Raw genomic sequence first — 13,243 nt, 5'->3', positions numbered from 1 at the left:
AGCCGGGGGGCGGCACTGTCGCGCCGGTGACAACTGCCCGGCACGATTTCCATTAAGCTAACTGCCACTGGCGGCATGCCCTGCGCCCGCACGGCCAGGAAAAACAACGAACAGGAGACAGGCATGGATTTTGAACTCAATCAGGACCAGTTGGCCTTCCAGCAAAGCGCACGCGACTTTGCGGCCGGCGAGATGGCACCCTTTGCGGCCAAGTGGGACGAGGAAGCCCATTTCCCGCTGGACGTGATCGCCAAGGCCGGCGAACTGGGGTTCTGCGGACTCTATACGCCCGAGGCCGATGGCGGCCTGGGCCTGACCCGGCTGGATGCCACCGTGGTCTTCGAGGAACTGGCGCGGGCCTGTACCTCCACCGCCGCCTATCTCACCATCCACAACATGGTCAGCTGGATGGTGGCCACCTGGGGCCAGGCTTCGCTGAAGGAGCAATGGTGCGAGCAACTGGCGGCCGGTCAGAAGATCGGCTCCTATTGCCTGACCGAGCCCGGTTCCGGGTCGGATGCGGCCTCGCTCAAGACCACCGCGCGCCGCGTCGACGACTTCTACCTCATCAATGGTTCCAAAGCTTTCATCTCCGGGGCTGGCAGTACCGACCTGCTGGTGGTGATGGCACGCACCGGCGGCCCCGGCGCACGCGGGGTGTCGGCCATCGTGGTGCCGGGTGATACCCCCGGCATCAGCTATGGCAAGAAGGAAAGCAAGATGGGCTGGAACAGCCAGCCCACCCGCACCATCAGCTTCGACAACGTCAAGGTCCCGGTGGACCACCTGCTGGGCGAGGAGGGCGAGGGCTTCGTGTTCGCCATGAAGGGGCTGGACGGTGGCCGCATCAACATCGCCACCTGCTCGGTGGGCGCGGCCCAGGGAGCACTGGATGCGGCCCATGCCTACATGAAGGAACGCAAGCAGTTCGGCCGCCCCATCGCCGATTTCCAGGCCCTGCAATTCAAGCTGGCCGACATGCAGACCGAGCTGGTGGCGGCGCGCCAGATGGTGCGCCTGGCGGCCACCAAGCTGGACGCCGGTTCGCCCGAGGCCACCACCTATTGCGCCATGGCCAAGCGACTGGCGACCGACCTCGGTTTCCGCATCTGCAACGAGGCGCTGCAATTGCATGGCGGCTATGGCTATATCCGCGAATACCCGCTGGAGCGCTATTTCCGCGACGTGCGGGTACACCAGATCCTGGAAGGTACCAATGAAATCATGCGGGTCATCATTTCGCGCAAGCTGCTGGAACGCGACAACCTGGACGACATCCGCTGACCCGACACAAGGACGAGCATGCGCACCTACACCAACCTGAAACTGGACATCACCGGGCACACCGCGGTACTGACGCTGTCCAATCCGCCCGCCAACACCTGGACCCGCGAGGCCCTGGTCGACCTGACACAACTGGTCCGGGACCTCAATGCCGACCGCAACGTCTACACCCTGGTGGTCACCGGCGAGGGCGAGAAATTCTTTTCCGCCGGCGCTGACCTGAAACTCTTCGCCGATGGTGACAAGGCCATGGCGCGCGAGATGGCGCGTCGCTTCGGCCAAGCCTTCGAGACCTTGTCCGCCTTCCGTGGCGTATCGATTGCCGCCATCAACGGCTACGCCATGGGCGGCGGCCTGGAATGCGCACTGGCCTGCGATATCCGCATTGCCGAGGAACAGGCGCAGATGGCCTTGCCGGAAGCCGCAGTGGGCCTCTTGCCCTGCGCCGGTGGCACGCAGAACCTGCCCTGGCTGGTCGGTGAGGGCTGGGCCAATCGCATGATCCTGTGCGGCGAGCGCGTCAATGCGGAGACCGCGCTGCGTATTGGCCTGGTGGAAGAAGTGGTCCCCAAGGGCCAAGCCCGCGAGCGCGCACTGGCGCTGGCCTTGCAGGCGGAAAAGCAGAGCCCGTCCTCGGTCGCGGCCAGCAAGCAACTGATCCAGGGGGCGCGCCACAATCCGCTGGGCACCATCCTGCAGACCGAGCGCGAGCTCTTCGTCGATCTGTTCGATACCCAGGACCAGCGCGAGGGCGTCCAGGCCTTCCTCGAAAAGCGTAGCCCGCAATGGAAGAACGCCTGAGGTTTTCTGCACCATGACCTGCTTTTGACGCCGCAAACGCGCTCCCCGCGCGGGCGCGGCGTCGGCATTCCGGACTAGACTGAGGGCCCACAGACTTGTGCGCCAGACCTTCGACCATGACCGGATTGCTGCTCCGAGGCCTCCTCGCTTCCTTCGCCTGCTTTCTTTTCCTGGCTGCCTTTGCTACGCCCGCAAGGGCTGACGACCTCGGCCAGCGCCTGGCCGCTGCTGACCAGGTGCTCATCATGCGGCACGCCCGTGCCCCCGGCATCGGCGACCCGGCGGGATTCTCGCTGGAGGACTGTAGTACGCAACGCAACCTCAACGAAGAAGGACGGGCGCAGGCACGCAGGATCGGAGCCTGGCTGCGCGAGCAGGGCGTGCGCAGCGCGGTGGTGGCGGCCAGTCCCTGGTGCCGCACCCGGGAGACGGCCAGCCTGCTGGGCTTCGGGACACCGCTGGTAGAAGACGGCCTGGCCTCGTTCTTCAATGATCAGGCTGGCCGCGCCGACAGCGCCAATGAACGTCTGCAGGCCTACCTGCGCAGCGCTCTGCCGGCCAAGCAGGGGCGGGCGCTGATCCTGGTCACGCATGACGTGAACATCGCCCGCTGGACCGGTGCCAGCGTGGCCTCCGGCGAGATGGTGCTGGTCAGGGTGGATGCCACCGGCAAGCCGGTGGCGCAGCAGGTCTATCAGCGCCCGGACTGAAGCAGCGCCGGGCAGGCCAGGGTGCCGCGTGCCTTCCGGCATTTTGTGTTAACGTGGGCGGCTTCGACTGTCAGCGAGCCCGCGCATGCCCATCGTCTACCGTACCGACGTCCGCCTCACGGCGGATCAGTTCATCGATATCCTCTCCCGTACTTCGCTGGGACCCCGCCGCCCGCTCGACGACCGTGACTGCATGCAGGCCATGGTCGAGCATGCCAACCTGATCGCCACCGCGTGGGATGGCGATCTGATCGTCGGCGTGGCGCGGGGCGTGACCGATTTCGCCTATGCCTGCTACCTGTCGGAGCTGGCCGTGGACGAGCAGTACCAGCGCCAGGGCATCGGCAAGGAATTGATCCGTCATGCCCGCAGCCTGCTGGGGCCGCGTTGCCGCCTGCGCCTGCTGGCCGCGCCCGATGCCGCCGACTACTATGGCCATATCGGCTTCGCCCACAGCCCGCGCTGCTGGGAGCTCACGCCGGGTCACGAACTCACGTAATCCGCTCTACACCGCAAGCCTATCCCCCTCATCCATTCTTTCGTCTGCACCCCATGATCCAGATTCAAGCTTTCTCGCCCGACCATGCCAGTGGCGTGGTGGACGTCATCCTGCCGATCCAGCAAGAGGAGTTCGGCATCCCCATCACCCTGGAAGGCCAGCCCGACCTGAAGGACATCCCCGGCTTCTACCAGAAGGGCAAGGGCAATTTCTGGGTGGCGCTGGAGGCAGGCAAGGTGGTCGGTACCATCTCCCTGCTGGACATCGGCAATGATCAGGTGGCGCTGCGCAAGATGTTCGTGGCCGCCACCCATCGCGGCAAGGAGCATGGCACGGCCGCCCGCTTGTTGCACGGCGCGGTGGACTGGGCCAGGCAGCAGGGCGTGCGCCAGATCTTCCTGGGTACCACCGCCAAGTTCCTGGCGGCGCATCGCTTCTATGAAAAGAACGGCTTCCGCCAGATCGAGCAGGCCGACCTGCCGCCGGCCTTCCCGGTGATGGTGGTCGATACCCGCTTCTACGCGCTGGATTGCGCGGCCTGAAGCCTTACAGGCTGCGCGGGCTGTCCACGCCCAGATAGAACCACTCGTTGCCCGGCAGGGCGCGCGGGTTGGGGAAGACGATGTAGCCGTCTTCCGGTGCGGTGACCGGGCGGCCGTCGTGGCGATGGCCGATCACTTCACCGGCACGCAGCCGGTCGAAGCTGGCCCATTCGCGGACAAAGCGATCATCGGGATGGGCCATGTCGATCACATCGACCAGGCGGATGATCTGGATGTCGTCCGCCGGCGGCTGCAGGGGGCGATCGATCATGCCGTGCAAGCTCAGGGTCTGCAGGATGGCCTGATAGGCGACCTCGGGAGCCTGGGGATCATCATGCTGGCCGCATTCCAGCGTGACGCCGTACAGGCCGTGACTGCGCGCATATTCGGTGGTGCCTACGCCATATTGCCGGTCCAGCAGATCCGGCGACACCGCATGGCCTTGCTGGCGGCGGCGTTCCACGCCACGCACGTAGGCCGTCATCCATCCTTCCACCACCCGCTTGCAGCCCAGGTGCGCCACCATGCGCTGCTCGGCCGCCGCATGGGCGAAGGGCTCGACTGCATCCTGATTGTCCAGCGGACCCAGCATGGCGAAGGGAACGCCGCCGGTGTGGAAGGAGTGCAGGTCCAGCAGCACCTCGTGCTCATCGATCCAGGGACACAGCACATTGCAGAGCCGGTCCTCGAAGTCGGCCGGGGCCGGATGCGGGCGCAGGTTGCGGTTGAGGTTGCGTTCGCCCTGGCGCTGGTGCTTCTGGTAGGCCAGCGGATTGGTGACCGGCACCAGCGTCAGCAGGCCGCGTTGCAGACGCAGCTGGCCGCTGTCGAGTTGCTCGCGCAGGCGGGCGATGGCCTGCGTGCCGCAGGTTTCGTTGCCGTGCACGGCACCCAGCACCAGCACGCGAGGACCGGATTCGAGGGCGGCGTACTGGTGACGTTGCAGGAAGGAAGGGAAGTGGTCGGACATCATGGAAATCTTTTACGCAGGAGCGGCAACGATACCCCGCTTTCGCTCATCGTGCCAGGCGGCGGCCCGGGGGCGGCCGCCACTGGCCATCATCATCGGATCTGCTCGCGCCAGCCGGGGCTGGCGGTGGCGGCCACCGCATCATGCGCATGCAGGCTTTCGTAGTGACTGACCCGTACCGCGCAGTTGCCGAAGGCCGCTTCCAGTGCCTGCCGCAGGCGCCGCGCCGCATCTTCCACATACATCAGGTTGGCACCGTTGGCCAATGCAAAGGCTTGCTCATCGGCACGTCGCACGGCCGTCTGCACGGCCGTGCCCAGTGCCGCTTCGGCGGTATCGATCAGGGCCGATAGCGGCAACTCGGCGCTGTCGGGGGCGACGTTGATGCTCAGTTCGGCCTCGCTGCGCTGGCTGTGCGGCGTGGCCAGGCTGGCATGCAGCGCCAGCCAGTCCAGTGCGGCTTCGCGCGGGATGGCGGCGCTGGCGGCGAAGTGACTGGCGAAGGCATCCTGCAAGGCCTTGCGCGACAGCGCGGCTGAACAGGGGCAGGTAGAGGAATAGGCCACCCGCACCCGCAGGCTCAGTTGCACCTGCGCGTCATGCAGTTCGGCAGCTAGGCTGACGGGGTAGCTCTTCCAGCCGGTCAGACCGGGTGTGACCAGCGCCGGGCGTTGCTGCAGCAGGGAAAAATCCAGGCGCAAGGCGGCCCCGCGTGAGTGGCAATCGGCGTGGCTCTCGCGCATCTGGCGCAGCAGGGCGTGGAGCACCGGTGGCGTGAGTGCCGCGCGGGCGGTGAATTGCTCCAGCAGCAGATACAGGCGCGACATGTGGATGCCCTTGGCCTGCGGGTCGGGCAGATCGACCGCCACTTCGGCGCTGGCGGGGATGGGTGCGGCCCCTTCCTGCAGATGCAGGGGCAGGGCGATGCCGCTCATGCCCACCCATTCCAGCGGCAGGGCGATGGTGGCGCGCTGTTCGCGGGCGACGTCGGGCAGGGTGCTGGTGAGGCTCATGGTATCGGCTTCCTCATTCCCAGACCGGGAAAGGATCCGGCATGCGGGCCCAACCCAGCGGCCCCTGGGCCATCTCGGCGTCCGACAGCAGGCAGGCTTCCAGCCTGGCGCGCAGGGCATCCTGGTCGAGATCGATGCCGATCAGCACCAGTTCCTGGCGGGCGTCGCCGACGTTCTCATCCCATTGTTCCATGATGAAATCAATGGATTCCTGTTCCTGCGGCCATTTTTCGCGGGGCACTGCGGCCCACCATTTGCCGGCCAGTCCGTGGCGGCATACCGCCCCGGCCTGCGACCACGAGCCCGCATGGGCTGGTCGCGTGGCCAGCCAGAAGAAACCCTTGGAGCGCACCACGCCCGGCCACTCGCTATTGACCAGGGCGAAGAAGCGCTGCGGATGCATCGGTCGGCGCGCGCGCCAGGCGAAGCTGGTGATGCCGTACTGTTCGGTCTCGGGGACGTGCTCGCCGCGCAATTCCTGCAACCAGCCGGGCGCCTGGCTGGCCTGTTCGAAATCGAACAGTCCCGTGTTGAGCACGCGATCCAGCGCCACCTTGCCGAACTCGGCGCTGACGATGCGGGCACGCGGGTTGAGGCGCTGCAGGATGGCGTGCAGGCGTTCCAGGTCGGGCGCCGAGACCAGGTCCAGCTTGTTGAGCACGATCACGTCGCAGAATTCGATCTGCTCGATCAGCAGGTCGACCACGGTGCGGCTGTCTTCCTCGCCCATCGATTCGCCGCGTTCCTGCAGGCTGTCCTGAGAGCTGTAATCCTTGAGGAAATTGAACGCATCCACCACCGTGACCATGGTATCCAGGCGTGCCACGTCGGACAGGCAGGCGCCGTCTTCATCGGTGAAGGTAAAGGTCTCGGCCACCGGCAGTGGTTCGGAAATGCCGGTCGATTCGATCACCAGCTGGTCGAAGCGGCGCTCCCGGGCCAGCTTGCGCACTTCCATCAGCAGGTCTTCGCGCAGGGTGCAGCAGATGCAGCCATTGCTCATCTCGACCAGTTTTTCCTCGGTGCGCGAGAGATCGGCACCACCGTCGCGCACCAGCGCCGCATCGATGTTCACCTCGGACATGTCGTTGACGATCACCGCCACGCGGCGCCCCTCGCGGTTGTTCAGGATGTGGTTGAGCAGGGTGGTCTTGCCGGCACCGAGGAAGCCGGAAAGCACCGTCACGGGAAGCCGGGTGTCGCGCGGCTGGCGTTGTGTGGTGGTCATGGTAAACGGGAAGGAGGAGGTGGAGATGCGGGTCAGGACGGGAACATGTAAATGCAACTGAGTTGCGAATATCTCACAAATGCAACAATGTTGCAAATATAGGTGCAGCGCATCCGTTTCCGCGTCGGCCATTCCCGCATTCTCATGCCCTGGCGAGATCGGCGGGTCGCCGGCCCGCGCCCTGTGGAGACGGGCCGCTTGTGCTAGCATGGCGCCTCGCAACAAGGAGGTTTCATCACATGTCCCAGATCTTCCCGTACAGGGGAAATGCCGTCATTCCAGAGGTCAAGAAGCTCGATAGCGGTAAATTCATGGCTTGCTTCGTGATTCACGAGGGCAAGGATGGCAGCGGCAAGCTGCGCTACCAGCGCAAGGCGCCCACCAATGAATTCGACTCCGAAGACGAGGCCATTGCCTACATCCTCGATTTCTCCGGCGACTGGATCGACCAAAACCCGATGTGAGTCTGCGCAGGCGCAATTGTCAGGTTTATCAGGTTCGTCAGGTTCGTCAGGTTCCTCAGGCAGCGCCGGTCACGAGCACATGAAAAAAGAGCCGCATGGTTTCCCTGCGGCTCTTTTTTCGTCTGTGCGCTCCGTGCGTCCTGGAGGCGTTGGATTGAATCGGAACAGGCCCTAATCCCCCAGTACGCCATCGGCCTTCTGCTCGAACCATTCGCTGCCGCGCTGCACGAAGGTCTGCGTGGCCTCCAGCGCGAAGGAGCGTGCCTCGGGCTGCCAGGCCAGGCGGTGCACCACGATCTCGTGCGGCTGCACCTGCAGCACATTGAAGGAATTGCTCTCGCCCCGGCCCCGGGTGGACGTGGCCGTGCCGGCCTGTACCACCAGCGCCGAATAGCCGGGGATGTGGTAGCGCCCGGCGCTGCTGACGGCCGAGCTGGTGTGCACATGGCCGGCCAGCAGCAGGTCGGCGCCGCACAGGGCGAAGGCGCGCATGGCCGGTACTGCCTGGCCGACCAGGCCATGATGCTGCGGCCCCGGCGGCAGGTCGAAGGGATGGTGGGTGACGATGATCTTGACCAGATGGTCGCCCACCGCCGCCAGCTCGCGCCGCGCCAGCTCGATCTGGCGGTCGTTCACGCGCCCGTCCTGGATGGTCAGCGAGCGGGCGGTGTTGATGCCCACTACCGCAATCTCATCGTCCACGTACGAGGGCTGCAGGTCCTGGGTGATGTGGCGCTTGTACTTGCGCAGCGGCTGCAGCAGGCGCGCGGCGACATTGAAGAGTGGCACGTCGTGGTTGCCTGGGACCACCAGTTGCGGCTTGGGCAAGGCGTCCAGGAACTGGCGCGCCTCTTTGAACTGGCTGCTGCGGGCGCGCTGGGTGAGGTCGCCCGAGACCACCACCAGATCCGGGCGCAGTTCGTGGATCTGGGCGATCAGCGGTTCGATGATGGCCGTATCGATGCGACCGAAATGCAGGTCCGACAGATGGATGAGGGTACGCATCAGCGGTCCCCCCACAGTTTGTCCAGCATACCGGCTTCCTTGCCGGCGTCGTCATTTGCTTCCTGCGGCACGATCACCTCCAGCGAGGCGGGGCGGATGCGATAGTGCAGCGGCGTCTGCATCAGGTTGACCTCGCCATCGGTGGCCACGCGCATGCGTTTCTTGTGGGTCTCGATGTGGATCTCGGTGGCGGTCAGCACGTCGAAGTCCTGCGCTGCCTGCAGGCGCCCGAACAGCGCGTGCAAGGCCAGCCGCAGCAGGCCCCAGCGGCCGGTGCGATGGCAGACGTACAGGCTCAGGCGGCCGTCGGTGAGGGTGGAACGCTTGCCGATGTCCAGGCCGCTCATCAGGTATTCGTTGTTGCCGATGAAGACGAAGGGCGTGCGCCGCCAGTGTTCCTGGCCATCGATGGACAGGCGTACGCGCAGGAAGGGGTAGCGCCGCAGCGCGCCCATGGCTGCCCACGTGAACGCCAGCCACTTGCCGCGCCCCAGGCGGGCCTGCTGTTTCTCGCGCTCGCGCACGATGTCCGGATACAGGCCCAGGCTGGAATTGTTGATGAAGGGCTGACCATTGACCTCGCCACTGTCGACCCGCAGGCGGCGCCCGGTGGCGATGTTGGCGATGGCCTCTTCCAAGACCAAGGGGATGCCGAGGTCCTTGGCGAAGTGGTTCAGGGTCCCCAGCGGCAGCACGCCCAGCGCACTGCGGCACTGGCCGTCGGCCAGCAGGGTGGATGCCACGGCATTGACGCTGCCGTCGCCGCCGCCGACGGCTACCACCGGGACCTGGTCGCGCACCGCCTGGCGCGCAGCCTGCAGCATGTCTTCGCCGCTGTGCGCCAAGTGCACCGCGGCGCGCAGGCCGTGGCGGGCGAATTCATCGGTGATATGGGCGGCCAGCGCTTCGGCGTGACCGCCACCGGCCTTGGCATTGATGGCGGCAACGACGTCAGGACGCCCGGGTCCGGTCTTGCTGTCGGGTAAATTCTGGAGGGATTGTTGTTCTGGCATTCGCAACGAGGGGATGTTGGAAAGTCAGTTGGAGCGCGACATTGTCCAATAGTGCCGCTGTATCGTGAAAACCGCCGTGGTCCATAGCGCGAACCAGGCCGTGCCCAGCAGCATCGCCCCCAGTACATCGCTCAGGAAGTGGGCACCCAGATAGACCCGGCTGAACGCGGTCAGCCCGACCAGCAGCAGTGCCCCGCCCACCACGACCCGCTGTACGCCGGCAGGACCCAAGCGCAAGCGCGCGCCGAGGGTCGCCAGCAGGGCCGGGTGGTTCAGCAGGTAGGCCGCCAGCACGGCGTAGAGCAGGGTGGCACCGATGGTGTGTCCGCTGGGGAAGCTGTAGCTGTGCAGCACCAGGATGGGATCCTCGAAGCTGGGCCGCATGCGGGCGAAGACATGCTTGAGCGTGTAGTTGAACAGCATGCCGCCCGGCAACACCAGCGCCAGGTCGGCCACCCAGGCCCATTGCCGCGCCCGCACCATGTGCCGCAGCAGCAGCGCGCCCATCACCAGTACGCCGATGGTGCCGTGCAGGTGGGTGTAGCCCAGCACCAGCTCGGTCAGGGGCGAGAAGGCACGCTGGTTGAACCAGTCCGCCAGTTGCTGATCCAGGCGCGTGAGCGCGCCCTTGGTGGCGACTTCATAGGCGATCAGGGCAAACAGCAGTGCGGTGGAGAGCACCGCCATGAGGCCAGTGGTCAGCGGCAGGCCGAGATGGTGGTCGCGCGCCAGACGGGCGCGCAGGAAGCTTTTCAGGAGCGATGGGGAAGAGGGGGGGATCCGGGGTGTTGTCATCCGGCCATTCTAACCTCTCGCAGGTAGCTGGCGGCAGCTACCGGCAGCTCAGGCGCAGGGGTCGTTGCCCAGGGCGATGGCACGCAGGGTTGCCAGGTCGCTCAGTTCGACGTCGCGGTGGTTGACCTCGATGACGCCGGTCTTCTTGAAGTTGGTCAGCAGGCGGCTCACGCTTTCCACCGCCAGGCCCAGGTAATTGCCGATTTCCTCGCGGGTCATGCGCAACTGGAAGCGGGTGGTCGAATAGCCACGGCTGGCGTAGCGCGAGGACAGGTTCAACAGGAAGGCCGCCATCTTCTGCTGGGCGGTCATGCTGCCCAGGGTCAGCATGACGCGCTGCTCGCGGGAAATCTCCAGGCTCATCATGCGATGGAACTGGCGCAGCAGGGTTGGCATGTCGCGGAACAGGTCTTCCAGCCGCGAGAAGGGGATTTCACAGACTTCGCTGTCTTCCAGCGCCACCGCCTCGCACAGGTGGTGACCGGCGCCGATGGCATCCATGCCCAGCAGTTCGCCGGCCATCTGGAAGCCGGTGATCTGCTGGCCGCCATTGGTATTGCTCTGGAAGGTCTTGAAATGCCCCAGCCGGATGGCATAGAGCATGTCGAACTTGTCATTGAGGCGGTACAGGGACTCGTCGCGCTTGACCTTGCGGCGGCGGTTGATGACCTGTTCCAGCCGCTGCATGTCGCCCTGGTCCAGGCCCATCGGCAGGCATAGCTGGCGCATGCTGCAGGCCGAGCAACTGGCGCGCAGGGTATGCAGCGTGAGTGGTGGCGGTGCGTGGGCGGACATGGGGGCAGGTAGGCTGGACATAAGCGTGTGGAGATCCTCTATGTTGTGGCGGCGTCGGCTGGCCAGGGTTTGGCGTGATGATAGGTGATACGCAACATCGTGATGCGGCCACGCAGCTATTTTTTCCGTTACTTTTACCACAGTTCTCGGCTGCTGAATGCATCCGCAGGCCTGATAACAGAAACTTTCATCACTTCAATGCCCAACGTGCATTCCAGTTAAGTCCGGCCTCACTTGATCAGCTTCAGGACGGTGCGGAACTGCGGATGCCCACTTTCCCGCAGCCATTCATAGGCCACCATTTCCAGGGTTACCGGAACCGCGCCGGCCTGGCGCAGGCGCTCGAAGGCGGCATCACGGTCCAGGGCGCGGCGCGAGCCGCAGGCGCCCAGCAGCGGCAGCACGCGATAGCCCCGCTGCAGCAGTGAGAGCGCGGTCTGCAGCACGCAGATATGGGCCTCGCAGCCGGCTACAACGATCTGCCGCACCGATGCCGGAATGGCCGCCGGCAGGCCCTCGGCGCAGGCGTCGAAGTGCCGCTTGGAGAGGGTTTTGTCACACAGGCGGCGGATGTCGGGGTGGTTGGGGCCGAGCTTGTCGGGCATCTGCTCGGTGCCGATCACCGGCACCCCCAACAGGCCGGCGATGCTGGCCATGCGTACCATCTCGGCCAGCACGGCCTGGCCGTCATGGATGGCCGGCAGCAGCTTTTCCTGCGGGTCGACGACCAGCAGGGCGGATTCGTGGGCCTGGATCAGCATGGCGCGGAGTCTTTCAAGGATGGGTTGGCAGGAATTGAAGGTTTTGTGTCATTGACGCCAAAGTGCCCTCAATCCGACAATTTTTCCATCAATCACCCTCCGGAGCAAATCCCATGCGCTTCCCCTCCGCCGCCCCTGCCGGCAGCCGCAATGCCGCCGTCCTGGCCCTGTGTCAGGGGCTCTTCACCTGCGCCATCTCGATCGACCTGACCCTGACCGCGCTGACCGGCTGGCAACTGGCACCGGACAAGGCGCTGGCCACCCTGCCGTTTGCGCTCATCACGGTGGCCGGGGCGGTGGTGACCTGGTTTGCGGCTTTCCTGATCCAGCGCCTGGGGCGGCGCTGGTCCTTCGTGCTGGGGGCGGCCAGTTGCTGCGTGGGCGGGCTGATCTCGGTGTGGTCGGTATTCCACGGCCAGTTCTGGAGCTTCTGCGCCGGTACCGCCCTGGTCGGGGTGTTCCAGGCCTTTGCCCAGTATTACCGGCTGGCGGCGGCCGATGCCGTCAGTGAAGCGGCCAAGAGCCGCGCCATCTCCACCGTGCTGGCCGGTGGCGTGATCGCGGCGCTGGTCGGCCCGGCACTGGCGGCCTGGAGCAAGGACTGGTTCCTCACCGCGCTCTTTGCCGGCGCCTATCTGGTGGTGGCGGCCATGGGCCTGCTGTCGGTGCTGGTGCTGATTTTGTTCTATCGCGACCAGACCGATCACCTTGCTGCCGCCGCGGCCACGGGCGCGGAACTGGCGCCGGCACGGTCCTTGTCGGCCATCGCCCGCACCCCGGTGTTCATGGCCTCCGTGGCCAACAACGTGGCCGGGTCGATGGTGATGATGTTCATCATGACTGCCGCGCCGCTGGCGGCGATGGCCTGTCATCACGGCATCGACGATGGTGCCGCCATCATCCAGTGGCATCTGGTGGGCATGTATGCACCGTCCTTCTTCGCCGGGCGCCTGATCCAGCGCTTCGGGCTGGGCAGCGTGCTGCTGGCGGGGCTGGCCATGAACCTGGGCTGTGCGCTCATCGCCATGCTCTCGACCACCTTGCCAGCCTTCTATGTGGCCTTGCTGCTGCTGGGCGTGGGCTGGAACTTCATGTTCGTGGGCGGCACCACCTTGCTGGCGCAGTCCTACACCCCGTCCGAACGGGCTAAGACCCAGGGCCTGGCCGAGCTGATGCGCTACGCCGCCACCGCCCTGGCCACTCTCGGTGCCGGGCCGTTGCTGGCGCGCTTTGGGTGGGAATCCCTCAACGCCGCCATCCTGCCGGTGCTGCTGGTCTCGGCGCTGGTCACCGGGCGCTGGATGCTGGTCCAGCGTGCCGGGCGGGCGACGCTGGCGGCCGGGCTGCGCTAAGATCGCACGGA

15 protein-coding genes are annotated in these 13,243 nt (G+C 65.7%); 7 read left to right on the top strand and 8 right to left on the bottom strand.

Annotated elements, in window-relative coordinates; genetic code table 11:
* Window positions 1–123: 123 nt before the first annotated feature.
* From BTM36_RS22985 to BTM36_RS22965, 5 genes are all read left to right on the top strand, one after another.
* Entirely contained in the window at window positions 124–1,284 is a 1,161-nt protein-coding gene (locus tag BTM36_RS22985) for an acyl-CoA dehydrogenase family protein (protein ID WP_006463888.1), read from the top strand.
* A gap of 18 nt (window positions 1,285–1,302) precedes the next feature.
* Window positions 1,303–2,085, top strand: a complete 783-nt coding sequence (locus BTM36_RS22980; protein WP_077238100.1) for an enoyl-CoA hydratase — start codon at window positions 1,303–1,305, stop codon at window positions 2,083–2,085.
* A 116-nt stretch (window positions 2,086–2,201) separates the two neighbouring features.
* Complete coding sequence (locus BTM36_RS22975) at window positions 2,202–2,795, top strand: histidine phosphatase family protein (protein WP_077238099.1); 594 nt, start codon at window positions 2,202–2,204, stop codon at window positions 2,793–2,795.
* Between the two features lie 85 nt (window positions 2,796–2,880).
* Window positions 2,881–3,294, top strand: coding sequence for a GNAT family N-acetyltransferase (locus tag BTM36_RS22970; protein WP_077238098.1), 414 nt, complete (start codon window positions 2,881–2,883; stop codon window positions 3,292–3,294).
* A 53-nt stretch (window positions 3,295–3,347) separates the two neighbouring features.
* A complete protein-coding gene (locus BTM36_RS22965; protein ID WP_077238097.1) occupies window positions 3,348–3,836 on the top strand; it encodes a GNAT family N-acetyltransferase in 489 nt (162 codons plus the stop codon).
* Window positions 3,837–3,840: 4 nt separating this feature from the next.
* Here BTM36_RS22965 and BTM36_RS22960 read toward each other — a convergent pair whose 3' ends face one another.
* The 3 genes from BTM36_RS22960 to zigA all read right to left on the bottom strand — a co-directional run bounded on the left by BTM36_RS22960 (window position 3,841) and on the right by zigA (window position 7,047).
* Window positions 3,841–4,806 (bottom strand): succinylglutamate desuccinylase/aspartoacylase family protein, encoded by a 966-nt coding sequence (locus tag BTM36_RS22960; protein WP_077238118.1) that lies wholly within the window; start codon window positions 4,804–4,806, stop codon window positions 3,841–3,843.
* A gap of 92 nt (window positions 4,807–4,898) precedes the next feature.
* Window positions 4,899–5,819, bottom strand: a complete 921-nt coding sequence (gene folE2 / locus BTM36_RS22955; RefSeq protein WP_077238096.1) for a GTP cyclohydrolase FolE2 — start codon at window positions 5,817–5,819, stop codon at window positions 4,899–4,901.
* A 13-nt stretch (window positions 5,820–5,832) separates the two neighbouring features.
* Complete coding sequence (gene zigA / locus BTM36_RS22950; RefSeq protein WP_077238117.1) at window positions 5,833–7,047, bottom strand: zinc metallochaperone GTPase ZigA; 1,215 nt, start codon at window positions 7,045–7,047, stop codon at window positions 5,833–5,835.
* Window positions 7,048–7,286: 239 nt separating this feature from the next.
* On the opposite strand from zigA, the gene BTM36_RS22945 reads away from it, so the two are divergent.
* Window positions 7,287–7,511: a hypothetical protein gene (locus BTM36_RS22945; protein WP_006463880.1), complete on the top strand. Its 225-nt coding sequence runs from the start codon at window positions 7,287–7,289 to the stop codon at window positions 7,509–7,511.
* A gap of 171 nt (window positions 7,512–7,682) precedes the next feature.
* On the opposite strand, the gene BTM36_RS22940 is transcribed toward BTM36_RS22945, so the two are convergent.
* The 5 genes from BTM36_RS22940 to BTM36_RS22920 all read right to left on the bottom strand — a co-directional run bounded on the left by BTM36_RS22940 (window position 7,683) and on the right by BTM36_RS22920 (window position 11,880).
* A complete protein-coding gene (locus tag BTM36_RS22940; RefSeq protein WP_077238095.1) occupies window positions 7,683–8,516 on the bottom strand; it encodes a metallophosphoesterase in 834 nt (277 codons plus the stop codon).
* Window positions 8,516–9,529 carry a diacylglycerol kinase family protein gene (locus tag BTM36_RS22935; RefSeq protein WP_077238094.1) on the bottom strand — a complete coding sequence of 338 codons (1,014 nt, stop codon included), beginning with the start codon at window positions 9,527–9,529 and terminating at the stop codon, window positions 8,516–8,518. Before BTM36_RS22935 ends, BTM36_RS22940 begins: the two co-directional genes overlap by 1 nt.
* Window positions 9,530–9,553: 24 nt before the next feature.
* Window positions 9,554–10,324, bottom strand: a complete 771-nt coding sequence (locus BTM36_RS22930) for a phosphatase PAP2 family protein (protein ID WP_077238093.1) — start codon at window positions 10,322–10,324, stop codon at window positions 9,554–9,556.
* A gap of 48 nt (window positions 10,325–10,372) precedes the next feature.
* Window positions 10,373–11,140, bottom strand: coding sequence for a fumarate/nitrate reduction transcriptional regulator Fnr (fnr, locus tag BTM36_RS22925; protein ID WP_077238092.1), 768 nt, complete (start codon window positions 11,138–11,140; stop codon window positions 10,373–10,375).
* A gap of 209 nt (window positions 11,141–11,349) precedes the next feature.
* A complete protein-coding gene (locus BTM36_RS22920; RefSeq protein ID WP_077238091.1) occupies window positions 11,350–11,880 on the bottom strand; it encodes an isochorismatase family protein in 531 nt (176 codons plus the stop codon).
* A 113-nt stretch (window positions 11,881–11,993) separates the two neighbouring features.
* On the opposite strand from BTM36_RS22920, the gene BTM36_RS22915 reads away from it, so the two are divergent.
* Entirely contained in the window at window positions 11,994–13,232 is a 1,239-nt protein-coding gene (locus tag BTM36_RS22915; RefSeq protein WP_077238090.1) for an MFS transporter, read from the top strand.
* Window positions 13,233–13,243 lie beyond the last annotated feature (11 nt).

This window comes from Herbaspirillum sp. VT-16-41 (assembly GCF_001994935.1).
Classification (GTDB): Bacteria; Pseudomonadota; Gammaproteobacteria; order Burkholderiales; family Burkholderiaceae_D; genus Herbaspirillum; species Herbaspirillum frisingense.
Note: the sequence above shows the minus strand (reverse complement) of the source record. Positions and strands in the feature narration are given on the sequence as shown.